The organism is Janthinobacterium sp. SUN206, assembly GCF_030587305.1.
GTDB classification, from domain to species: Bacteria; Pseudomonadota; Gammaproteobacteria; order Burkholderiales; family Burkholderiaceae_D; genus Janthinobacterium; species Janthinobacterium kumbetense.
Window position 1 is genome coordinate 21,614 of the sequence record NZ_JAPWIB010000005.1, and the last position, 22,858, is coordinate 44,471.

At 60.2% G+C, this 22,858-nt stretch carries 18 protein-coding genes and 1 pseudogene; 9 read left to right on the forward strand and 10 right to left on the reverse strand.

The annotated features are described in order from the left end of the window. Positions 1-46: 46 nt before the first annotated feature. The gene (locus O3300_RS23470; protein WP_305054275.1) at positions 47-1,426 is read left to right on the forward strand and encodes an HlyD family secretion protein; all 1,380 of its coding nucleotides are present in this window, start codon (positions 47-49) and stop codon (positions 1,424-1,426) included. Between the two features lie 38 nt (positions 1,427-1,464). Continuing rightward, entirely contained in the window at positions 1,465-3,564 is a 2,100-nt protein-coding gene (locus tag O3300_RS23475; protein ID WP_099665378.1) for a peptidase domain-containing ABC transporter, read from the forward strand. A 107-nt stretch (positions 3,565-3,671) separates the two neighbouring features. Here the strand turns inward: O3300_RS23475 and O3300_RS23480 are convergent, their stop codons facing one another. From O3300_RS23480 to O3300_RS23510, 7 genes are all read right to left on the reverse strand, one after another. Continuing rightward, the gene (locus O3300_RS23480) at positions 3,672-4,643 is read right to left on the reverse strand and encodes an ABC transporter permease (RefSeq protein ID WP_034754516.1); all 972 of its coding nucleotides are present in this window, start codon (positions 4,641-4,643) and stop codon (positions 3,672-3,674) included. 4 nt (positions 4,644-4,647) lie between these two features. Next, entirely contained in the window at positions 4,648-5,727 is a 1,080-nt protein-coding gene (locus O3300_RS23485) for an ABC transporter permease (protein ID WP_035824975.1), read from the reverse strand. Continuing rightward, positions 5,724-7,253: an ABC transporter ATP-binding protein gene (locus O3300_RS23490; RefSeq protein ID WP_305054276.1), complete on the reverse strand. Its 1,530-nt coding sequence runs from the start codon at positions 7,251-7,253 to the stop codon at positions 5,724-5,726. Before O3300_RS23490 ends, O3300_RS23485 begins: the two co-directional genes overlap by 4 nt. 81 nt (positions 7,254-7,334) lie before the next feature. After that, entirely contained in the window at positions 7,335-8,330 is a 996-nt protein-coding gene (locus O3300_RS23495; protein ID WP_289917938.1) for a BMP family protein, read from the reverse strand. Between the two features lie 379 nt (positions 8,331-8,709). Further along, complete coding sequence (locus tag O3300_RS23500; protein WP_077400023.1) at positions 8,710-9,612, reverse strand: LysR family transcriptional regulator; 903 nt, start codon at positions 9,610-9,612, stop codon at positions 8,710-8,712. A gap of 87 nt (positions 9,613-9,699) precedes the next feature. Further along, positions 9,700-10,629 carry a pseudouridine-5'-phosphate glycosidase gene (locus tag O3300_RS23505; protein WP_099665374.1) on the reverse strand — a complete coding sequence of 310 codons (930 nt, stop codon included), beginning with the start codon at positions 10,627-10,629 and terminating at the stop codon, positions 9,700-9,702. Position 10,630: 1 nt separating this feature from the next. Continuing rightward, positions 10,631-11,788 (reverse strand): carbohydrate kinase, encoded by a 1,158-nt coding sequence (locus tag O3300_RS23510; protein WP_305054277.1) that lies wholly within the window; start codon positions 11,786-11,788, stop codon positions 10,631-10,633. Between the two features lie 380 nt (positions 11,789-12,168). Between O3300_RS23510 and xapA the strand changes: the two genes are divergently transcribed. The 7 genes and pseudogenes from xapA to O3300_RS23545 all read left to right on the forward strand — a co-directional run bounded on the left by xapA (position 12,169) and on the right by O3300_RS23545 (position 20,795). Next, positions 12,169-13,008, forward strand: a complete 840-nt coding sequence (gene xapA / locus O3300_RS23515; protein WP_305054278.1) for a xanthosine phosphorylase — start codon at positions 12,169-12,171, stop codon at positions 13,006-13,008. Positions 13,009-13,125: 117 nt separating this feature from the next. Next, positions 13,126-14,319, forward strand: coding sequence for a phosphopentomutase (locus O3300_RS23520; RefSeq protein ID WP_305054279.1), 1,194 nt, complete (start codon positions 13,126-13,128; stop codon positions 14,317-14,319). Next, positions 14,316-15,275 carry a deoxyribose-phosphate aldolase gene (gene deoC, locus O3300_RS23525; RefSeq protein WP_046685481.1) on the forward strand — a complete coding sequence of 320 codons (960 nt, stop codon included), beginning with the start codon at positions 14,316-14,318 and terminating at the stop codon, positions 15,273-15,275. The genes O3300_RS23520 and deoC overlap by 4 nt, the downstream gene beginning before the upstream one ends. 12 nt (positions 15,276-15,287) lie before the next feature. Then, complete coding sequence (locus tag O3300_RS23530) at positions 15,288-17,669, forward strand: aldehyde dehydrogenase family protein (protein ID WP_369812318.1); 2,382 nt, start codon at positions 15,288-15,290, stop codon at positions 17,667-17,669. A 74-nt stretch (positions 17,670-17,743) separates the two neighbouring features. Then, positions 17,744-19,066, forward strand: a complete 1,323-nt coding sequence (deoA, locus tag O3300_RS23535; protein WP_305054280.1) for a thymidine phosphorylase — start codon at positions 17,744-17,746, stop codon at positions 19,064-19,066. Between the two features lie 84 nt (positions 19,067-19,150). Continuing rightward, positions 19,151-19,573: pseudogene (locus O3300_RS23540) on the forward strand (cytidine deaminase); the annotation flags it as partial. Between the two features lie 4 nt (positions 19,574-19,577). Next, positions 19,578-20,795 (forward strand): nucleoside deaminase, encoded by a 1,218-nt coding sequence (locus tag O3300_RS23545; RefSeq protein ID WP_180278815.1) that lies wholly within the window; start codon positions 19,578-19,580, stop codon positions 20,793-20,795. Between the two features lies 1 nt (position 20,796). On the opposite strand, the gene O3300_RS23550 is transcribed toward O3300_RS23545, so the two are convergent. From O3300_RS23550 to O3300_RS23560, 3 genes are all read right to left on the reverse strand, one after another. Further along, the gene (locus tag O3300_RS23550) at positions 20,797-21,960 is read right to left on the reverse strand and encodes a dipeptidase (RefSeq protein ID WP_305054281.1); all 1,164 of its coding nucleotides are present in this window, start codon (positions 21,958-21,960) and stop codon (positions 20,797-20,799) included. Positions 21,961-21,971: 11 nt separating this feature from the next. Then, positions 21,972-22,394, reverse strand: a complete 423-nt coding sequence (locus O3300_RS23555) for a VOC family protein (protein ID WP_099665365.1) — start codon at positions 22,392-22,394, stop codon at positions 21,972-21,974. A 160-nt stretch (positions 22,395-22,554) separates the two neighbouring features. Next, positions 22,555-22,824, reverse strand: coding sequence for a hypothetical protein (locus tag O3300_RS23560; RefSeq protein ID WP_305054282.1), 270 nt, complete (start codon positions 22,822-22,824; stop codon positions 22,555-22,557). Positions 22,825-22,858: the final 34 nt, after the last annotated feature.

The following is a 22,858-nucleotide window of genomic DNA, read 5'->3' on the forward strand; positions in this document are numbered from 1 at the left end:
GAAATTCGCTTTATGTCCGGGAATGGACTTCAAGGTATAGGTATCAATGAACATACATGACATGCCTCTGGAAACGAAGATAGACGCCACAGTGCCACCCGCAAAAAATGAGGAATCGCAACCGCTTCCATTGTTCCGACCGGAAGTTCACCTATCGAGAAGCAGCCAGTGGGCCGGAGCCATCAGTCTAGCGCAGCCCGTTTCACGCTGGCTGGTGGCGGGGATTGCTTTTATCGTAGGCCTGTTGCTGATTCTGTTTATTTCTTTTGGTAGCTTTACAAAAAAAAATCGCGTCGTGGGTATTATTGTTCCTCAGGGTGGCAGCCTTGGAATTGCCGCACTTGCTGCAGGTGTTCTGACAAAAAATTTTGTGAAGGAAGGGCAGCATGTACAGATCGGCGATCCTCTGTTTGAATTGTCAACAGCCCGGCAGGCGGGTGATGGGGAAATCACCGGGTTGATCGCGCAACAGTTGGCGGTCCGACGTCAGACGCTGGATGCGGAACGACGCGTTCTTATTACGAGAATAAAGGAAAAAGGCCAGCAAATTGACGAACGGCAGCGAATTTTAGCCAGTGAAATTAGTCAATTGAACGTGGAATTGGAGCTGGCGGGACGACGTGAAGAGTTGGCGAAGTCAAGCGTTGCGAAGTACGAAACGTTGCAGCGTAGTGGCTATGTCTCCGACGCGCAAGTTCAGCAGAAGCAGGTAGAGTTGATTGATTACTCAAGTCGATTGAGCAGTCTGCAGCGAACAAAGGCTCAGCAGGCAGCCAGGAATTACGCTTTGGATGCAGAGCGTACGAATCTGGCGGGAGAGCTCACCGGTCAACTAGTGCAATTGGATCGTGCTGTTGCCAGTATTAGTCAGGAGGCGGCAGAGAATGAGAATCGAAAATTAAATTTCATCACCGCCCCCAGCAGCGGGACAATTACCACGATTACCTATCAGGCAGGACAGACCGTGAGTGGTGGGCAGGCACTTGCGACACTCGTACCCGATGCCACCGAACCACAGACAGATGCGGACGGACTTGAAGTCCACTTGTATGCTCCGAGCCGGACAACTGGTTTTGTTGCCGTCGGACAGGATGTATTAATGCGCCTGCAAGCGTACCCTTATCAAAAATTCGGCCTTCAGACTGGCGTCATTACAGGTGTCAGCAACACGCCGTTTGCTCCAAGTGAATTACCAGTGAACCTGGCCAGCACAATTTTAAGTAACTCGGAAAGGAGCTTACCAGGTTCTAACAGCAATGAAGCTCTTTACCGCATTAAGGTAAGGCTGGCACGTTCCTATATCCTGGTTAATGGGAAGAGGCAGTCCTTGCGACCAGGTATGGCGCTGGAAGCGGACATTATTCAGGACAAACGGCAGATATGGGAGTGGATCGCTGAACCATTGTTGACACGTTTGAATGGTTAATCATCATAAAGAAGCAGCCAAACGAAAATATAGACTTGATGAAAACTATACTCCAAACTGAAAAAAGCGAATGTGGCATTGCTAGTCTGGCCATGATTTGTAATTATTTTGGCTATCACGTCGGCTTGCCTGAGTTGCGCCGAAAGTTTTCGATAAGCCTGAAGGGGACAACCTTAGCGCAACTCGTACGATATGCGGGAGCGATGCACATGGCTGCGCGTCCCCTGCGCTTGGAGTTGGATCAGCTTGCAGAACTGAAATGTCCCGCCATTTTGCATTGGAATTTGAATCATTTTGTCGTTTTGAAAAGTGTCAAACGAAAATTTTTCGGTAAATTGCTTATAAAAATCATTGATCCTGCAATTGGGGAAAGAGTTGTTTCGATAGATGAGGTGTCGAAGAATTTCACTGGCGTAGCCCTGGAATTGACGCCAAACGATGCGTTTGAAGTAAAGCAGGAAGAGAAAAAGATCTCCATTCGTGCATTGACTGGAAGAATTTCCGGTTTGCGTCGGGCTTTGATACAAATTTTCTTACTCGCAATTACACTTGAATTATTTGCGATTGTAATGCCACTTTTCAACCAATTTGTGATTGACGAAGTGATAGTTGCTGGTGATAAAGATCTTTTGCAAATTCTGGTTCTTGGCTTTTCCTTACTACTGTTGACGCAGACTGCGATTGGACTGGCCCGCAGCTGGTTTCTGATGCGTTGGAGCATAGACATTGGTTTTCAATGGGGGAATAGAGTGTTCGCCCACCTGACACGGCTGCCCATTTCCTATTTTGAAAAAAGGCATGTCGGTGATGTAGTGTCGCGTTTTTCGAGCATGAGTGCGATTCAATCTACGTTGACCAATATTTTTGTTGAAAGTGTTATCGATGGGTTGATGGCCTCGTTTGCCCTGATCATCATGATCATGTATAGCCCACGTTTGACAGCGATCGTTGTCATCGCCGCATTATGTTACGCACTGTTGCGGTGGGTATTTTATCAACCCCTGCGCGAAGCTTCTTTGGAGAGGATTCTACTTTCTTCAAAAGAAAATACGCACTTTCTGGAAACCATACGTGCAATCACTCCGTTGAAGCTATTCGGACGTGAATCCGAACGTGGCGCATATTGGCGTAATTTAAAACTTGATGTTATCAATAGAGATATCAAGACCCAAAAACTTGGCATTGTATTCAAGGTTGGCAATGGTTTGATTTCTGGAGTACAAGGGTTGAGTCTGCTTTATTTGGGCGCAATGGCCGTCATGGGGGGGAGCATGACGGTGGGTATGCTCATGGCCTTCGTCAGTTATTCCAGCACATTTTCCAGTCGTGTCTTCAGCTTGATCGATGTCTTTGTCAACTTCAGAATGCTAGGTATGCATGCAGAGCGTCTGGCCGATATTGTGCTCGAACCGGTGGAGCCTGAAATGGATTTCGAGCTGGATACAACGGGCATTCAACCCGCCATTACATTGAAAAATGTGAGTTTCCGCTACGCAGAAGGTGAACCATGGGTCTTGAAGGACGTTAACTTGCACATACCGGCCGGCCAAAGTGTCGCCTTGGTTGGAGCAAGTGGCTGCGGGAAGACAACCATGTGCAAAATCATCACTGGTCTGCTGTTGCCGTCATCTGGTGAAGTGCTGATCGACAATATTCCAATTCAGAAGATCGGGCTGAGGGCCTATCGAACACTGGTGGGCACCGTGATGCAAGACGATGTGTTGCTTGCCGGATCCATCATGGAGAACATCAGTTTTTTTGATACGAGCATGTCGTATGCTGCGGTCGAAGAGTGCGCGAAACTTGCTGCCATACATGAAGAAATAGCGAGAATGCCCATGGGATATCAAACACTGGTCGGTGATATGGGCAGCAGTTTGTCAGGAGGGCAGAAACAGCGTATTTTGCTGGCCAGAGCATTGTATAAGCAACCCAAAATATTGGCGCTCGACGAAGCTACCAGTCATCTCGACATTGCAAATGAATACAAGGTCAATCTGGCGATAAACAAGATGAACCTGACACGTATCATGGTGGCGCACCGACCGGAAACCATCAAAATGGCGAGCCGTGTCGTCCACCTGGTTGCAGGGCAAGTTCATGAATCATTATTCGAGAAGGATGGTGCCCAGGTTTAAGGACCGCACGCCAGGTATGGAACGACACTTGTGTTCCTGAGCTCTCAGAACGAGGCAGGATGGAAAATGCACCGGAAAGCGTGATCGCTTTCCGGTGTTGTGGGCGATTAACGCGATTTGACGAACGGGATACCGATGGCCTTCGGCGCGATGGATTTCGCCATCAAGCCCGCCAGCACGATCACGGTGACCACGTACGGCACCATCTGGATCAGCGAGCCGGGGATGCGGCCCACGACGGGCAAGTCCACGCCTTCAATCTGGATCTGGATGGCGGCAAAGAAGCCGAACATCAGGCAGCCGAGGAAGGTGTAGACGGGACGCCAGTTGCCGAACACCATGGCCGTCAGGGCCAGGTACCCGGCGCCGGCCGACATGTCGCGCAGGAAGAAGCCGCTTTGCACGATGGCAAGATATGCGCCCGAGAACGAGCACAGGATGCCGGCCACCAGCATGGCCAGGTAGCGCGTCGCTTCCACGCTGACGCCGGCCGAGTCGGCCGCGTGCGGGTTTTCGCCGCAGGCGCGCAGGCGCAGGCCGAAGCGCGTGTGGTACAGCAGCCAGTGCACGAGCGGAATCAGCAGGAATGCCACGTAGACGAGGATGGAATGGCCGCCGATCAGGTGGGCGTACACCCAGCCGATGAAGGGGATGTGTTCCACGTATTGCGTACCCGGCAAGACCACGTCGAACAGCCGCGCCGAACCGAGGTCGGGCGTGCGGCCACCTTGCTGGAAGAAGAATTGCGCCAGAACAAACGTCAGTCCGCTCATGGCGATATTGATCGCCATGCCGGCTACCAGCTGGTTGCCCTTTTGCGTGATGCTGACATACGCTTGCAGCAGGGCCAGGGCGACGCAGACGAGCATGCCGGCAGCCATGCCGTAATACGGGTTTTGCGTCGTGTAGGCCACTGCAGCGGAAGCGAAGGCGCTGGCCAGGATCTTGCCTTCCAGGCCGATGTCGATCATGCCGCTGCGTTCGGCAAACAGGCCGGCCATGGCGGCAAAGATCAGGACGGGCGCATTGCGCACGGTCGATACCAGGATGCTGGCGAATTGAAAGTCGTCGAGTGTCATGGTGTTAGCCTTTGGTGCGCTTGAGCAGGGCGGAAATGGCCGGTGCGTAGAAGTTTTCCATGGCGCCGCAGAACAGGATGATCAAGCCCTGGATGAAAATGAAAGTTTCCGTCGGGATATTCGGCTTTTCCAGCGACAAGTCGAAACCACCCTGTATCAGGGCGCCGAACAGCACGGCTGACAGGAAGATGCCGACCGGATGCTGGCGGCCCATCAATGCGATGGCGATGCCGATGAAGCCGGCGCCGCCGACGAAATTGAGCGACAGATAATGCGTCGAACCCATGATGGAATTGACGGAACCCAAGCCCGCCAGCGCGCCGGAGATCAGCATGACGATGATGATCATCTTGCTGATCGACACGCCCGCATAGTGGGCCGCATGCTTGTTGAGGCCCGTGGCGCGCAGCTTGAAGCCCCACGACGAGCGCCAGACCATCACGCCGTAGATCACCAGCGCGGCGATCGCCAGGATAAAGCTGATGTTCAGCGGGGTGTCGCCCAGCGACGGGAACCAGGTGGACAGGCGCGGCATTTCGCCGCTTTCCGCAAACACGCGGCTGGCCGTGTTCTGTTCGCCTGGCGGGATCAGGTACTTCACGATCACGAAGTTCATCAGGCTGGCGGCGATGAAGTTGAACATGATGGTGGTGACGACGATATGGCTGCCGCGCTTCGCTTGCAGGTAGCCGGGCAGGAAACCCCACAGCGCGCCGAACAGGGCCGCGCCGATCATGGCGGCCGGAATCAGCAGCCAGGCGGGCAGGGTCTGGTCGAAGGCCAGCATGGCGACAGTGAGGCCCAGGCCGCCAATATACATCTGGCCTTCGGAACCGATATTGAACAGGCCAGCCTGCATCGCCACCGAGACCGACAGGCCCGTGAAGATGAAGGTGCTGGCGTAGAACAGGGTGTAGCTCAAGCCTTCCGGATTGAGGATGGCGCTGTGGACGAGGATCGACAGCGATTCGGCCGGGTCTTCGCCCAGCATATAAATCACCAGGGCCGCGACCAGCAAGGCCGACAGCAGGTTTAACATGGGCATGACAAAGGCTGTCGCCCAGCGTGGCAAGTCGTTATTCATGATTTATGCATTCCCCCCATCAACAGACCGATGCGGGTGGTATCGAATTCTTCAATTTTCAGTTCGCCGGTGATGCGTCCGCCGCACATGACGAGGATGCGGTCGGCCAGCGCCCGCACTTCTTCCAGTTCGACGGACACCAGCAGGATCGCCACGCCCGCGTCGCGCAGGGCCAGCAATTGCGTATGGATGCTTTCGATGGTGCCGATGTCGACGCCGCGCGTGGGCTGGCCCACCAGCATCAGTTTCGGCTTGGCCAGCACTTCGCGCGCGATCACCACCTTTTGCTGGTTACCGCCCGACAACAAGCCGATGCGCAAGTCCGGATTGGCCGGACGCACGTCGAAGGTTTTCAGCAATTGCGCGCAGCGGGCGCCGATGGCCTTGAAGTTGAACAAGCCCCAGCGGTTTTTCAGGTGGTCCTGGTAACCGAGGATGGTGTTTTGCATGACGGAAAAATTTTTCACCACGCCATCGCGCAAGCGGTCTTCCGGAATGTGGGCGATACCCAGTTCGCGGAAGGTCAGCGGCAAGCCGTCGGCATCGTGGCGCTTGGCAAACGGCAAGTCCTTGTCCAGGAAGCGCAGCTTGCCCGACGTCGGTAAACGCATGCCGGACAGGATTTCCAGCAGTTCGCTCTGGCCATTGCCCGACACCCCCGCGATGGCGACGATTTCGCCGGCACGCAGATTAAAACCTATGTCGGCCAGCAATTTGACTTGCTGGTCGTCGGCAAGTTGCAAACCGTCAACTTCCAGCACCGTGGCGCCCGGATTGTACGGTGCGCGGGGCAAGTGGCTCTGGATGGGGCGGCCGACCATCATGTTGGCCAGTTCCTCTTTCGAGGTGCCGGCGGTCGCCACGGCGCCCACCACCGTGCCGCCGCGCATGACGGTGACGTTGTCGGTGATTTCCAGGATCTCTTGCAGCTTGTGCGTGATCAAGATGATGGTCTTGCCTTGTTCCTTGAACAGGCGCAAGATTTCAAACAGCGAAGCCGTTTCCTGGGCCGTCAGCACGGCTGTTGGCTCGTCGAGGATCAGGATATTGGCGCTGCGGTAAATCTGCTTGAGGATTTCCACGCGCTGCTGCGCACCGACGGAGAGGTCTTCGACCTTCGCCAGCGGGTCGACATCGAGGCGGTAGCGGGCGCAAATCTCGCGCAATTTGGCTTCCGCTTCCGTGCGGTGGCTGGCCAGGCGAAAACCGCCTTCCGTGCCCAGCATGATATTGTCGAGGACGGTGAAGTTCTCGACCAGCATGAAGTGCTGGTGCACCATGCCGATGCCGAGGTTGATCGCTTCCTGGCTGTTGCGGATCGGTTGTACTTTTCCGTCGAGCAAGATTTCCCCGCCGTCGGCACGGTAATACCCGTACAGGATGCTCATCAAGGTCGATTTGCCGGCGCCGTTTTCCCCCACCAGGCCGTGGATACTGCCCTTGGCGATGGAGAAGCTGACGTCGGCGTTCGCCTTCACATGTCCAAACTGCTTGGAAATGCTGCGAAATTCTACTGCTGGCTGCATAGGTTCATAACTGGATAGTTTCATGGAAACGCGCCGCGCGGAGACTGGCCCCGGCGGCGCGCTAAAAGATACGGAGAAAAATTAAACCGGGCAGCTGCTGCCGACGCGGTAATCGATCACTTTGATCTTGCCATCGATAATGTCCTTACGCGCACCCAACACGCGCTTTTCGATTTCCGGCGTAATCAGCTTGCGGTTGTTCGCGTCGAGCGCCCAATCCACGCCGCCTTCTTTCAAGCCTTTATAGCTGACGCCGCCCTTCCAGGTGCCGTTCTTGACTTCCATGAAGCTGTCGTAGACGGTGTTGTCGACGCGCTTGACCATCGAGGTCAGGATGCTGCCTGGATACAGATGATTCTGGTTCGAATCGACGCCGATGGCCAGCTTGCCTTTTTCCTTGGCCATTTGCAGGGTACCCATGCCGCTGCCGCCAGCGACGGCGAAGACGACATCGACGCCGCGTTCGAATTGCGAGCGGGCCAGTTCGCCGCCCTTGGCCGGGTCATTCCAGGCGCCGGACGTGGTGCCGACCATGTTTTGCGTGATTTCCGCTTTCGTGTTGACGGCCTTGACGCCTTGCGCGTAGCCGCAGGCGAAGTTGCGGATCAGGGGAATATCGATGCCACCGATGAAGCCGACCTTCTTGCTCTTGCTGGCCATGGCTGCGGCCACGCCCACCAGGTAGGAGCCTTCTTCTTCCTTGAAGACGACGGAATTGACGTTGCTGCCGGCGGCCTGGCCGTCGATCAGCACGAATTTTACGTTCGGAAATTCCTTGGCGACCTTTTGCACGGCTTGCGTTTGCGCAAAGCCGATGGCCGCGATCATGTCGAGTTTCTTGCGGGCCAGGCCACGCATGACTTGCTCGGCTTGCGTATCGCTGGAGGCTTGCACTTCGATGAAGGAAATGCCCGTGTCTTTTTTGAAGCGCGAGGCGCCTTCGAAAGCGGATTGGTTGAACGACTTGTCGAACTTGCCGCCCGCGTCATACACGACACCCAGTTTTGGGGTAGCCGCGGACGCTTGAGCAGTCAGAAATACGGCTGCGATCGTCAAACTAAATTGTGTAAGTTTCATGAATTGGCTCCTGGAAGATCGATATTGTATATTTTTTATAGGTGAAACATATAATTTGGGGCCGATTTAGCCTGTTTTTGATGCACGAGGTGATAATTCCTTATCAACATTGCACTGTATTGCACAAGATCATTGCTGGCCTTGACTGCTTTTATGTCGACAATGTGATGCTCATGCAACAGTCGACCCCGTGTCTTTTATACGTACAACATCGAAGGGGGCTGCCGGAGCGGGCTGGGATGCGCCGTCAGTTGACGGGCAGGGCAAGCACGGGACCGGCGCCGCGATGGGCGTCCGAATCACTATGCATCATGCCAGATATGTATGACAAATACGTTTTTGTTTAGTTATTTATATGAAAGCCATATAAATTGCGGCTTCAGGCGGCGGGGGGATTCAGGATATTCAGGAAGGCCCGCACGACGGGCGCGTCGTCCAGCGTGGTGTAGCTGATATACAGGTTGGCCGACGGCGGATTGGTCTTGATCGGCAGAAACACCACGCCGGGCCAGCCGATGCGGCTCGTCGTTTCCGGCACCAGGGTCACGCCCAGGCCCGCGCCCACCATGGCCAGCAGGGTTTGCGGCTCGCTCGCTTCCTGGAAGATCACTGGTTCGAAGCCGGCATTGATGCAACATTGCACCAGATAGCGGGGAAACGCGGATTTGTCGAGGTTCAGGGTCAGCATCGGTTCGTGGGCGATGTCGATCAGTTCGATGGACGTGTTTTTTGCCAGCGGGTGGTGTTCATTGACGGCCACGCAGACGTTTTCGCGGAAACACAGTTCCTGGCGTAAATTGTCGTGACGCAAGTCGTCGTCGTTGAGCTTGGGTTCGCGCCAGAAGCCCACATCGATCTGCTTGGCGCGCAAGGCTTCGTATTGCACCGTGGGACCAAATTCATGGATGGTCCAGCTGACGCGGGGAAATTTGGTCTGGAATTCTTCCAGCAGGCTGGGAATGGGGCCCCACATGGCAGAGCCGACGATGCCCACGCGCAAGCGGCCCACTTCGCCGCGGTCGATCTGGCGGATGGTGTCGATGGTCATGCGCATCTTGGCCAGCAGGTCGGCCGCCTCGTTCATCAGCGCCTTGCCCGCCACGGTCAGTTCGAACGTGCGCGTGGTGCGCGCAAACAGGCGTACGCCCAGTTCGCTTTCCAGTTTCATGATCTGCTGGCTCAGGGGCGGCTGCGAGATATGCAGGCGCTCGGCGGCGCGGCTGAAGCTTTTCTCCTCGGCAACGGCAAGAAAATACTTTAACTGTTTCAGATCGATGGACATGCTTTCCTTGGCGTTGCGTGGTGCTAGGCGATGGAACGGCGCGCAGACCTGGATGCCGGCATGCGCGCTTTCTTTACAGCAGTCCTATTATCGTGCCACGACTGCCTGCATGGCAATGGCCAGCGCCGTACCGACCTGGGCATTGTGCTTGACCAGGGCGATATTCGTCGCCAGGCTGCGGCCATCCGTCAGCTGCTTGATGCGCGACAAGAGGAATGGCGTGACTTGCTTGCCCTTCACGCCGCCCGCGTCCGCTTCCTGCAGCGCCTGCGTGGTGATGGCGTCGATTTCTTCCTTGGGCATGGCTTGCGCGGCCGGCACGGGGTTGCTGACGATCACGCCGCCTTTCAAGCCCAGTTGCCACTTGGTGCCGATGAAGGCAGCCTGTTCGGCGGCCGTATCGAGGCGGAAATCGGCCTTGAAACCGCTTTCGCGCGTGAAGAAGGCGGGGAAGCCTTCCTGGCCCACGCTGATGACGGGCACGCCATGGGTTTCCAGGTATTCCAGGGTCAGGCCGATGTCGAGGATGGATTTCACGCCTGCGCAGACGACGGCGACGGACGTTTGCGCCAGTTCCTGCAAGTCGGCGGAAATGTCGAAGCTCGTTTCGGCGCCGCGGTGCACGCCGCCGATGCCGCCCGTGACGAACACGGAAATACCCGCCAGTTCCGCGCAGATCATGGTGGCGGCCACGGTGGTGGCACCCAGTTTACCCTGCGACAGGACGAACGGCAGGTCGCGGCGGCTGACTTTCATGGCGTCGGGCGAGGTGCCCAGCAATTCCAGTTGCTCGGGCGACAAGCCCACGCAGATCTTGCCGCCGATGATGGCGATGGTGGCCGGCACGGCGCCGCCGTCACGGATGATTTGCTCCACTTCGCGCGCCATTTCCACGTTTTGCGGATACGGCATGCCGTGCGAAATGATGGTCGATTCCAGCGCCACGATGGCCTTGCCGGCGGCGCGCGCGTCGAGCACTTCTTGCGAGAACAAGAGGAAATTCTGTAATTGAGTCATGTTAATCCTGTTGAAAGAGGGTAGGGGGGGGCGGCGCCAGGTCGGCGTCGTCAATGTTGTCGAGCGCGCCGGCGGAAATCTGGGGGGAGACGGTGGCCGCCGATTCCAGGGTCATGGCGGCCAGTTTCAGGCCGCGCCGGCATGCCAGTTTCAAATCGCTGCTGTCGTGGTAGAGCGACCAGCAGACGGCGGCGGAAAACGCGTCGCCGGCGCCCGTCACGTCGACGGCATCCACTTCGCGCGCGGCCAGGTGCACGACAGGCGCGTCCACGCCGTCGCCGTCCGTGAAATACACGCCTTCGCCGCCGCAGGTGACGATCACCTGGCGCGCGCCCTGGCGCTGCACTTCGCGGCAGGCGGCGCGCACTTCGAACGCCGTGGGCAAGGCCCGCGCTACGCGCGTTTCCAGTTCGCCACGGTTGAGGATCAGCAAATGCAAGCCCGTCAGGTCTTGCGGCAGGTGCGCCATCTTCGGCTGCGAGACGGCGACGATGACCAGCGGCGTCGCATGGGCGGCGTCCTGGCGCGCGTCGGCCAGCAGCGCCTGCACGCTGTCGTGGCCAAGGTTCAGGTCGCAGACGGTGAGTGCGGCGGCGGCGCGCTGCGGCTGGCGGCTGTGCAAAAAGGCGGGTGTCAGCTGTTCGTAGAGTTGCATATTGGCCATCGCCAGCAGCATTTCGCCATGTTCGTCGAGCACGGCCGTATAGGTGCCGCTGCTGGTGTTGCTCAAATGCAAGCTGCCGCGCATGTCGATGCCTGCGTCTTCCGCGTGCGTCTGCAGCGCGTGGCCGGCCGCATCGTCGCCCAGCGCCGTCAGCAGGGCGACGGGAATGGACAGGCGGGCCAGGTTTTCCGCGATGTTGCGGCCGACGCCGCCAAACACTTCTTCCGAGCGCACGGGATTCGAGGTGCCCATCTGCAAGGTCGCCAGCGTGCGCATCTTGCGGTCGAGGTTAGCGGCGCCTATGCACAGCACGGGGCGGCTGTCGGGCAGCACGTAGGCGCGTCCCAGCAGGCGTCGCTCGCGGATCAAACCGGCGATGTGGCCGGCGACGGCCGAGCGCGACAAGCCCAGTTCGCTCGCCAGGTCTTGCTGCGAGATGAAGGGGTTGTTGCGGATCAACGTGTACAGCTGGTCTTTTTTATTGGTGTCGGTCACAAGGTTTTCGCTAAAGGTTTAAACATTTGTCTTTTACTGTAAACATTTGTATTTGATGTGTCAAGCCCATGTCCAGCCCGTGTCAGGCGTGCGCGAAAAGCGGTCGTATGGAGCTTGTATGCATGCATTTTCGGGGCATGGCAGGTCTGGGCTTGCCTGGACTATAATGTCGGCCATTTATATTTGAATTGTATAAATGGGCAAGAAAAATGGTATTTGCCATACATATTCCGTTTGATGCATAGTGGCGGCAAATAGTGGCAATACGCATTTCGATATACCTGTAACACCATACTTAGCCGATACCTGGGCCGCAGTCCTTCATCGGGCACGGCCGCGCAGGCAGCAACCCATCATCATTAGTCAATCAGAGGATAACCATGTCGAACAACAGCCCTTTCCACGCCGCCGAAATCATCCGTGCCCGCGCTCCTGCAAATTTCAAGCCGCGCGTGGCGATGATCCTCGGCTCCGGCCTGGGTGTGTTGGCCGAGCAGATGACGGACGCCGTCAGCATCAGCTTTGACGAATTGCCAGGCTTCCCGATCAGCACCGTGCACGGCCACGCCGGCGAACTGGTGGTCGGCACCCTGTCGGGCGTCGCCGTCGTCTGCATGAAGGGCCGTGGCCACTTCTATGAAGGCTATGGCATGGGCGTCATGACGAGCGCCATCCGCACCCTGAAACTGCTGGGCTGCGAAATGCTGTTCGTCACCAACGCCGCCGGTTCCCTGCGCCCGGAAGTGGACGCCGGCAGCCTGGTCGCCATCAGCGACCACATCAACCTGTTGCCAGGCACGCCGATGGTCGGCCCGAACGACGACCGCTTCGGCCCGCGCTTCTTCAGCATGGCCAACGCCTACGATGCGGACTTGCGCAAGCTGGTCGCGGACACGGCTGCCTCGAACGGCATCACCCTGCACGAAGGCGTTTTCGTCGCCTATCCTGGCCCGAACTTCGAGACGGCCGCGGAAATCCGCATGATGGCCCGCCTGGGCGCCGACACGGTCGGCATGTCGGTGGTGCCGGAAGTGGTGTCGGCCCGCCATTGCGACCTGAAAGTGGTGGGCGTGTCCGTCATCACCAACCTGGCCGAAGGCATGTCGCCATTCGCCCTGTCGCACGAACAGACCCTGAAATACGCGGCCATCGGCGCCAAAGACCTGGTCAAGCTGATCCTGGCTTTCCTCTCCAAAGTCGCTGAAAAACCGCAAGCCTAAGCACTTTTTTATGCAGTAGCGGCGCGCCGGCCACCGGCGCTGCCGCGCGGCAGGCCGGGAAAATCCGGCCTACACTGTTCGCATCATCTTCGCATCACTCCTAAAGCGAGCCTTATCATGTCACGCGCATTTATCCTCCTGCTTGATTCCTTCGGCCTTGGCGCGACGCCAGACGCCGCCAAGTATGGCGACGCAGGTGCCAATACCTTTGGCCATATTGCCAGCACTGTCGCCAAAAGCGGCAAGACCTTGAAACTCCCGAACATGGAGCGCCTGGGCCTGGGCGCCGCGGCGCACCTGGCCAGCGGTGAATGGGCCACGGGCTTCGACCGGCGCGACGGTTTCACCGGCGCCTACGGCGCGGCGCGCGAGCGTTCCACCGGCAAGGACACGCAGAGCGGCCACTGGGAAATCGCCGGTGTGCCCGTCGAATTCGACTGGGGCTACTTCCCCCGCACGACGCCATCGTTCCCGGCCGACCTGACCGACAAGCTGAAAGCCATGTCCGGCGTGCCGGGCTTCCTCGGCGACTGCCATGCCTCGGGCACGGACATCATCAACAAGCATGGCGACGAGCACGTCGCCACCGGCAAGCTGATTATCTATACCTCGGGCGACTCGGTGATGCAGATCGCCGCGCACGAAGAATCGTTCGGCCTCGAACGCCTGTACCAGGTGTGCGAAATGGCCTTCAAGCTGGTCGAACCGTACAACATCGGCCGCGTCATCGCCCGCCCGTTCACGGGCAGCAACGGCAACTACACGCGCACGTCCAACCGCCACGACTACGCCGTCGCGCCGCCAAGCAAGACCCTGCTCGACCACGTCAAGGATGCGGGCGGCGAAGTCGTCGGCCTGGGCAAGATCAGCGACATTTTCGCCACCCAGGGCATTTCGCGCGTCGTGAAGGGCGTCGACAACATGGCGCTGTTCGAAGCGCTGTTGAAGACGGCCGATGAAGTGCAGGACAAGTCGCTCACTTTTGTGAACTTCGTCGATTTCGACCAGGCTTTCGGCCACCGCCGCAACACCGAAGGCTATGCCGACGCGCTGCGCGAAATGGATGCGCGCCTGCCGGAATTCATGGCCAAGCTGAAGGAAGGCGACCTGGTCGTGATCACCGCCGACCATGGCTGCGACCCCACCTGGCACGGCTCCGACCACACCCGCGAACACATTCCGATGATCTTCTTCGGCCCCGGCGTCGCCCCGCGCGCACTGGGCATTTCCGAGACGTTCTCCGATATTGGCCAAACCCTCGCCAAGCACCTTGGCGTACCACCACTTGCTAATGGAACCAGCTTGTTATGACACTCATGCACCCCGAATTCAAGCGTAACGAGGCCGTTGGCCTCGATCTGGGCTGGATCAACCAGATCCGCGTCAACCGCGCCGCGACGGACCGCCGCGCGGCCAGCCTGGCGAACCGCCGTACGGTGAAAAAGGAATACCAGGCCGCCTGGCTGGTGAAAGCCATCCAGATGATCGACCTGACCACCCTGGGCGGCGACGATACGCCGGGCCGCGTGGAACGCCTGTGCATGAAGGCCATGCGCCCGCTGCGCGCCGACCTGATGGACGCGTTGGGCTTGACGGAACTGAGCACCGGCGCCGTGTGCGTGTACCACGAGATGATTCAGCCGGCCGTGAAAGTCATCCAGGGCCGCTTGCCCATCGCCGCCGTGTCGACGGGTTTCCCCGCTGGCTTGACGAGCATGGAAACGAAGCTGCGCGAGATCGAACTTTCGGTCGCCGCGGGCGCCTCGGAAATCGATATCGTCATCACGCGCCAGCACGTCCTGAACGGCAACTGGCAAGTGCTGTACGACGAAATGCTGGCCTACCGCAAGGCTTGCGGCGAAGCGCACGTGAAGGCGATTCTCGCCACGGGCGACTTGCTGACCATGGAAAACGTGGCCAAGGCGTCGTGGGTCTGCATGATGGCCGGCGCCGATTTCATCAAGACTTCCACCGGCAAGGAGGGCGTGAACGCGACCATCCCCGTGGCCCTGACGATGGTGCGCACGATCCGCGAATACCACGAGCAGACGGGTTTCCAGGTGGGCTTCAAGCCGGCCGGCGGCGTCAGCTCGGCCAAGAGCGCGCTGCAATACCTGACCCTGATGAAGGAAGAATTGGGCAACGAATGGCTGCAGCCGCACCTGTTCCGCATCGGTGCTTCCAGCCTGCTGACCGATATCGAGCGCCAGCTCGAGCACTACGTCACCGGCAGCTACTCGGCCAATCATCGTCACGCACAACCTTAAAGAACAATCGTCATGCCAACAATTAACGAGATTCTCAATACTATGGACTACGGCCCTGCTCCCGAAAGTCAAAAAGAAGCGCAGGCGTGGCTAGCTGGCCACCAGCGCAAATTCGGTCTGTTCATCGACAATGCCTGGAGCGAGCCGGCCGAGCTGTTCGCCTCGACCAACCCTGCCGACGGCACGCAACTGGCCGAGCTGACGCAAGCCACCGATGCTGACGTGGAACGCGCCGTGGAAGCGGCGCGCCGCGCGCTGCCCGTATGGCAGGGCATGGGTGGCCACGGCCGCGCGAAAGTCATGTACGCGCTGGCCCGTCTGCTGCAAAAGCATTCGCGCCTGTTCGCCGTGCTGGAAACCCTGGACAACGGCAAGACCATCCGCGAAACGCGCGATATCGACTTGCCGCTGGCCGCGCGCCATTTCTATCATCACGCTGGCTGGGCGCAGCTGCAGTCGGAAGAATTCGCCGACTACCGCGCCGTGGGCGTGGTGGGCCAGATCGTGCCGTGGAATTTCCCCCTGCTGATGTTGTCGTGGAAAATCGCCCCGGCCCTGGCGGCCGGTAACACGGTCGTCTTCAAGCCGGCCGAATTCACGTCGCTGACCGCCATGCTGTTCGCCGAACTGTGCGTGCAGGCGGGCGTGCCGGCCGGCGTGGTCAATATCGTCACGGGCGACGGCCGCGTGGGCTCGGCCATCGTCAACCATCCGGGCGTCGACAAGATCGCGTTTACGGGTTCCACGGAAGTGGGCCGCCTGATTCGCGAGGCGACGGCCGGCAGCGGCAAGAAGCTGTCCCTCGAATTGGGCGGCAAGTCGCCGTTCATCGTCTTCGAAGACGCGGACCTGGACGGCGCCGTGGAAGGCCTGGTCGACTCGATCTGGTTCAACCAGGGACAAGTCTGCTGCGCCGGTTCGCGCCTGCTGGTGCAGGAATCGATCCAGGAGCGCTTCTTGAACAAGGTACGCGCCCGCATGGAAAACCTGCGTCTCGGTTCGCCCCTGGACAAATCGATGGACGTGGGCGCGCTGGTCGATCCCGTGCAGCGCCAGCGCATCGCCGCGTTGGTCGATTCTGCCCGTGCCGAAGGCTGCGACGTATGGCAACCGGCGTGCGAATTGCCGGCGGACGGTTCGTGGTTCCCGCCGACCCTGATCACGGGCGCGTCTACTTCCGCCGCCGTGGCGCAAGCTGAAATCTTCGGCCCCGTGCTGGTGGCGATGAGCTTCCGCACGCCGCCTGAAGCGGTGCAACTGGCGAACAACACGGTGTACGGCCTGGCCGCCAGCGTGTGGACCGAGTCGATCAGCCTGGCGCTGGACATCGCGCCTGCCATCAAGGCTGGAGTGGTGTGGATCAACAGCGCCAACCAGTTCGATGCGGCGTGCGGCTTCGGCGGTTACCGCGAATCGGGCTTTGGCCGCGAAGGCGGCCGCGAAGGCATGCTGGAATACATGACGGCCCTGGCCGAAGATGCGCGTCCGGCCTTGCCGGTGGTGGAAGCGAAGGCCAAGGCGGCGGCAAAGCCGGCTGCAGCCGATCCGTTCGCCATCGACCGCACGGCCAAGATGTACATCGGCGGCAAGCAGGCGCGCCCTGACAGCGCCTACAGCACCCCCGTGTTCGGCGCGAATGGCGCCCTGCTGGCCGAAGTGGGCGTGGGCAGCCGCAAGGACATCCGCAATGCCGTCGAAGCGGCCCATAAAGCGTCCGGCTGGACCAGCGCCACGGCGCACAACCGCGCGCAAGTGCTGTACTACATCGCCGAAAACCTCGCTGCGCGCGCCGACGAATTCGCCGCCCGCATCGCCGCCATGACGGGCAGCAAGAACCCGGAGAAGGAAGTGCAGGCATCGATCGAACGCCTGTTCTACTACGCCGCCTGGGCCGACAAGTATGACGGCCTGGCGCACCAGCCGCCAACCAAGGGAATCACCGTGGCGCTCAATGAAGCGGTCGGCGTGATCGGCATCGTCTGCCCGAATGAAGCGCCTTTGCTGGGCTTCATTTCGCTGGTGGCGCCGGCCATCGCGCTGGGCAACCGCGTGGTGGTGGTGCCGTCGGAAGCGCATCCGCTCTCCGCGCTGGACCTGTACCAGGTGTTCGACACGTCCGACTTGCCTGGCGGCATCGTCAACATCATCAGCGGCAACGCCGATGAACTGGCGCGCACCCTGGCCACGCACGCCGACATCGACGCCGTCTGGCGCCATGACGGTTCGGCGGAAGGCTGTGCGGAAGTCGAGCGCCTGTCGGCCGGCACCCTGAAGCGCACCTGGGTAGGCGGCGCGAAGGGCCGCGACTGGTACAGCGCCGCGCAAAGCGGCGGCCGTGCCGTGCTGGCGCATGCGTCGCAAGTGAAAAACGTGTGGATTCCTTACGGCGTCTGATAGGTAGCTAGCGTTACAAAGCTGGGGTCAGATCCGCAGGGACTGACCCCAGATCTCATGATTGGAGTTATTCCATGTTGTTAACCCAGGAAATCATTCGCAAGAAACGCGACAAAGGCGTGCTGAGCGCCGAGGAAATCCAGTTTTTCGTGCGCGGCATTACTGACGGCAGCGTCAGCGAAGGCCAGATCGCGGCGCTGGGCATGGCCGTCTATTTCAACGACATGAACATGGACGAGCGCGTGGCGTTTACCCTGGCCATGCGCGATTCCGGCCAGGTGCTGGACTGGCGTTCGCTGAACTTGCCGGGCCCCATCGTCGACAAGCATTCGACGGGCGGCGTGGGCGATGTCGTCTCCCTGCTGCTGGGCCCCATAGTCGCCGCGTGCGGCGGCTACGTGCCGATGATCTCGGGCCGCGGCCTGGGACACACGGGCGGCACCCTGGACAAGTTCGACGCCATTCCAGGCTATTGCACGGTGCCGGACAATGAACTGTTCCGCAAGGTGGTCAAGGAAGTTGGCGTGGCCATCATCGGCCAGACGGCGCAGCTGGCACCGGCCGACAAGCGTTTCTACAGCATCCGCGACGTCACCGCCACGGTGGAATCGGTGGCCATGATTACCGGCTCCATCCTGTCGAAGAAACTGTCGGCCGGGCTGGACGCGCTGGTGATGGACGTGAAAGTGGGCACGGGCGCCTTCATGCCGACCTACGACAAGTCGGTGGAGCTGGCCGAAAGCATCGTCGCCGTCGGCAATGGCGCGGGCATGCAGACGTCGGCGATTTTGACGGACATGAACGAGTCGCTGGCGCCGTACGCCGGCAATGCGCTGGAAGTGCGTGGCGCCATGGATTACCTGACGGGCCGTTCGCGTCCCGCGCGCCTGCATGAAGTCACCCTGGCGCTGTGCGCCGAGATGCTGGTGCTGGGCGGCCTGGCCGCCACCGAAGAAGAGGCGCGCGTGAAATTGATGGCGGCCCTCGATTCGGGCGAAGCGGCCGAGCGCTTTGCGCGCATGGTGTCCGCACTGGGCGGCCCGGCCGACCTGGTCGAACATCCGGACAAGCACTTGGAACAGGCGCCGTTCATCGTACCGGCGCCTGCGCTGTCGTCCGGTTACGCCAACGTGCGTGATTGCCGCGCCATCGGCCTGGCCGTGGTCGCCTTGGGCGGCGGCCGTCGCCGTCCGACGGACAGCATCGATTTCGCCGTCGGCCTGACGGACCTGGTCGGCCTGGGCGAGCCGGTTGCTGTCGGCCAGCCGCTGGCCATGGTGCACGCGCGCACGGAAGCGGCGGCGCAGCAAGCCGTCAAGGAAATCCGGGACGCGTATGCTATCGGCACGGTGGCGCTGGCGGCCAATCCCGTGATTTACCGTACCATTCGTCCGTAGTTGAAAACCAGGGGCAGACCCCCGCTTGCGATAGCGCTGAGCTATGTGCCGGCGGTGGTCTGAGCCCAGTCTTATGAATTCAAGGGTATTGCAGAAAAAATGAACAACCAAGAACTGATCGCCGAAGCCAATGCGGGCCGTGAACTGGCCTACGCACCCTACTCGCGTTTCAAGGTGGGCGCGGCGCTGCTGTGCAAGGATGGCCGCGTCTTCCGTGGCTGTAACGTGGAAAACGCCGCCTATGGCCTGTGCAATTGCGCCGAGCGCACGGCGTTTTTCAGCGCCATCGCGCATGGCTGCAAACCGGGTGACTTCGCCAAGCTGGCCGTCACGGGCGACACGGCGGAACCGATTTCGCCATGTGGCGCCTGCCGTCAGGTGATGTTCGAGATGGGCGGCGCCGACTTGCCGGTGATCCTGACGAACTTGAAAAACGATGTCATGGAAGTGACGGCGGGCTGGTTGCTGCCGCATGGCTTCGGCAATTCCGACCTGGACATGAAGTAACAGGATCCGCTTGAACAAGACGATCGACATCCAGGCCGCCGTGGCGATTGCCGCGGCCGAAGCCATGGCGGCCAAGACGCAGGGCACCTTCGGCGTGGGCGGCGTGCTGCTCGATGGCGCCGGCAACGTGCTGCAATCGATGCACAACAACGTCGTGCGCCAGGGCCTGGTGTTTGACCCCACGGCGCATGGCGAACGCCAGCTGGTGGACTGGTATTTCGCCGAGCGGGCCAAGGGCACGCCCTTGCCGCCGCCAGGGGAACTGACTATCGTCACCTCGCTCGACCCCTGCTGCATGTGCACGGGGGCGATTCTGGCGGCCGGTTTCAACGTGGTGGTGGCCGCGCCCGATGTCAAGGCGGGCATCAATTACGATGGTAGCGCCACGTTTACGGCCTTGCCGGCGCCGTTGCAGGTGCAGGCCGGCCGCAGCTTTTGCTATCCGGCCGTGCGCGGCGCCACCGAGTATGCGCGCCTGCCTTCCGGCGCCACGCCCAAATCTTTTTTCATCGGCAAGAGCATCCACGAGGCGACGCAGGCACTGTGCTCGCTCGTGTTCGAGTCGACATCGGCGCAGGTGATGCAGCTGCTGAACGCCGGCGACGACGTGCAACTGCGTGATCCTGCCACCTTGCCATCCGAGCATGCCGTGGTGCGCGCCCTGCGCCGCCGCTATCCCGATGCCCTCACTTACCGTTGCGACCCGCACGTGCCCGATGCGGGCCTGGCGCCATTCCTGCAGGCGGCCATGGAGCAGGATGTGCGCGATGGCGGCCAAGGCGACGCGGCCGCCTTGCTCGATTCCTTTGGCAACCTGCTGCTGTGCATGCCGGGAAACGTGGCGCAATCGGCCATCCGCACGCCGTTCATGGAATGCACGCGCCAGTACGCGCAGCTGCGCTTTGAATTGATGGCGAATGCGGCGCCGGCGCTGCAGGAAGAATTCAAAAGCTACCTGGGCCACCCCAAGCACGGTACCTTCGTGCTGGCCATCGGCCCGGACGACAGCGCCGCCAGTTTCATGACCCTGGGCGCCTACGGCTCCACCATGGAGGGGGCACTGCCGGAGAATAATCCGGCGCAATTCCAGTACGTGCGACCCGCCATGGCGGAAGACGCGCTGCTGGCGCTGTGCGAGTCGATGCCGCCGCTGTACCGCAAGCTGATACGCATCCGGCCGCGCCAGGTGCTGGACCAGGCCCTGGTCCAGGCGCTAGGCTAGCCTAGGCGTCATCGTCCGGCAGGTTTTTCAGTAAAAAGTCGCGCACGTTTTCGCCCGCCACGCGGCGGATCTGCGCTTCCGACAAGCCTGCGTCGAGCAGGGCCTGCGTCAGGCGCGGCAAGCCCGTCGCATCGATGGCCGTGGTGACGGCGCCGTCGAAGTCCGAACCATAGGCCACGTGTTCGGCACCGATCAGTTTTACCGTGTACTTGATGGCGCGCGCGATGGACGCCACGTCCTTGCCGCAGACGGCCGTATTCCAGAAACCGATGCCCACCAGGCCACCTTGGGCGGCGATGCGTTTCAGTTGTGCGTCGCTGAGGTTGCGCCCGTTGGCGCAAGTGCCGCGCACGCCCGTGTGCGACACCATTACGGGGCGTTTCGCCATCGTCAATACGTCGTCGATGGTGGCCGGCGAGGCGTGCGCCAGGTCGACAATCATCTTGCGTTGCTCCATGGCGCGCAGCCATTGCTTGCCCAGCGGCGTCAAGCCGCCTTTCTTCAAGCCGTGCTGGGAGCCGGACAGTTCCGTATCGAAGAAGTGCGTGGGCGCGGCCATGCGGTAGCCGGCCCGGTACAGGGTATCGAGATTATCCAGCTTGCCTTCGAGCGCATGCGCGCCTTCTAGCGTCAGCCAGCCGGCCAGCAGGGTGGGATCTTGCTCTCGCGCGGCGATGAAGCTGCGCAGCTGGGCGCGGCTGCCGATGACCCGGACCTTGCCCTGGCTCTTGGCCGCCTGCTGGCGCAGCTCGTCGGCCTGATAGGTGGCGCGCGCCAGCAGGCTGTTCCAGGTGGCAGGCGGCAAGCCTTGCGCCACCACCAGGGCCGTGATGTTGTCCGTGTCGCTGCCATTGCGCTCGATATTCATCTTGCGCGGCGTCTTGGTGACGACGGAAAAGGCTTGCAGCGCCACGTTGGCCCGCTGCAGGCGGGGGAAGTCGACATGGCCGCGCTGGCTGTCGCGGTTCAGGTTGCGTTGCCACAGCAGGCTGTCCGCATGCAGGTCGGCGATCCACAGGCTCTGGTGCAGGGCCACAGTGGCTGCCGACGGCGCCTTGCCGGATGGAGGATGGACGCGGTTGAGGTGCTCGTCGACGAGGACGGGAGCGGACAGGAAACCGCCGATCAGCGCAAGGCTGGCGGCGGCGAGGGTACTGATAATCATTGTTCTCCGTCTTACCATGGATCGTAGGTGCCCAGGCTCCAGATATGGCCTTCCGGGTCGCGGCAGGTAAAGCCCCGTCCGCCGTAATCTTCATCCTTGATGTCGAGCACGATTTCGGCGCCCGCTTCGCGCGCGCTGCGGTAGACGGCATCGGCATCGCTGACGACCAGGTAACAGTTTTGCGTGTTCGCGCCACCGACGTCACCGGGCAGTTTCATCAGGCGACCATAGTCGCTGTCGATGGCCGGCGCCACCATGACCATGCCATTGCCAAAGCTCAGTTGCGCATGGGCGACGCCGCCGTTTCCGTCAGGTACAATCAATTGTTTTTCAAAGCCGAGCGCCTTGCACAGCCATTCGATGGCGGCGGGCGCGTCGCGGTAGCGCAGGCATGGAATGGTCGTGCCGGTTGTGGCTTTTGCAGTCGAGGTCATCAGAAAACTCCTATGGCTGTGGGGGAGTAGCTTCGATTGTTAATCTTGCGTAGCGTTCCGTCTCAATACCATCCATCGGGAGGGGTTTGATGCCCGTCAGTGCCGCGCCCATCCATAGTGCCATAGAATAATCATTGTACTCTTGCTACTGCGAAAATTTTTATTGCGGCGACTGCGAAGAGTTCGCTGCCTTCGTGTCCGCGTCCATGTCATCGCTGTTGCTTGCCCATCTCAGCAGCATGACGAGGGCAAACAGCATGATGGCCAGCGGCAAGATGGTGATCAGGAACGCCAGGCCCAGGCAGCATGCCAGCAGCATGGGCCAGGACATGGCGCGCAGGGCGGCCATGCCCTGGCGCGTGTAAGCGCACAGCTCGCTCCAGAAAGCGCTGAAGGAAGTGCTGCCCGGTGCCGAATTGAGGTCTTTCATGCCGTTCTCCTGTCGTGTGGGTGCCGCTGCGTAT

What these genes read in the sequence shown, in the direction of transcription:
- O3300_RS23470 (WP_305054275.1), top strand. Translation starts at nt 47, where the DNA reads ATGAACATACATGACATGCCTCTGGAAACGAAGATAGACGCCACAGTG.
- O3300_RS23475 (WP_099665378.1), top strand. Translation starts at nt 1,465, where the DNA reads ATGAAAACTATACTCCAAACTGAAAAAAGCGAATGTGGCATTGCTAGT.
- O3300_RS23480 (WP_034754516.1), bottom strand. Translation starts at nt 4,643, where the DNA reads ATGACACTCGACGACTTTCAATTCGCCAGCATCCTGGTATCGACCGTG.
- O3300_RS23485 (WP_035824975.1), bottom strand. Translation starts at nt 5,727, where the DNA reads ATGAATAACGACTTGCCACGCTGGGCGACAGCCTTTGTCATGCCCATG.
- O3300_RS23490 (WP_305054276.1), bottom strand. Translation starts at nt 7,253, where the DNA reads ATGCAGCCAGCAGTAGAATTTCGCAGCATTTCCAAGCAGTTTGGACAT.
- O3300_RS23495 (WP_289917938.1), bottom strand. Translation starts at nt 8,330, where the DNA reads ATGAAACTTACACAATTTAGTTTGACGATCGCAGCCGTATTTCTGACT.
- O3300_RS23500 (WP_077400023.1), bottom strand. Translation starts at nt 9,612, where the DNA reads ATGTCCATCGATCTGAAACAGTTAAAGTATTTTCTTGCCGTTGCCGAG.
- O3300_RS23505 (WP_099665374.1), bottom strand. Translation starts at nt 10,629, where the DNA reads ATGACTCAATTACAGAATTTCCTCTTGTTCTCGCAAGAAGTGCTCGAC.
- xapA (WP_305054278.1), top strand. Translation starts at nt 12,169, where the DNA reads ATGTCGAACAACAGCCCTTTCCACGCCGCCGAAATCATCCGTGCCCGC.
- O3300_RS23520 (WP_305054279.1), top strand. Translation starts at nt 13,126, where the DNA reads ATGTCACGCGCATTTATCCTCCTGCTTGATTCCTTCGGCCTTGGCGCG.
- deoC (WP_046685481.1), top strand. Translation starts at nt 14,316, where the DNA reads ATGACACTCATGCACCCCGAATTCAAGCGTAACGAGGCCGTTGGCCTC.
- O3300_RS23530 (WP_369812318.1), top strand. Translation starts at nt 15,288, where the DNA reads ATGCCAACAATTAACGAGATTCTCAATACTATGGACTACGGCCCTGCT.
- deoA (WP_305054280.1), top strand. Translation starts at nt 17,744, where the DNA reads ATGTTGTTAACCCAGGAAATCATTCGCAAGAAACGCGACAAAGGCGTG.
- O3300_RS23550 (WP_305054281.1), bottom strand. Translation starts at nt 21,960, where the DNA reads ATGATTATCAGTACCCTCGCCGCCGCCAGCCTTGCGCTGATCGGCGGT.
- O3300_RS23555 (WP_099665365.1), bottom strand. Translation starts at nt 22,394, where the DNA reads ATGACCTCGACTGCAAAAGCCACAACCGGCACGACCATTCCATGCCTG.
- O3300_RS23560 (WP_305054282.1), bottom strand. Translation starts at nt 22,824, where the DNA reads ATGAAAGACCTCAATTCGGCACCGGGCAGCACTTCCTTCAGCGCTTTC.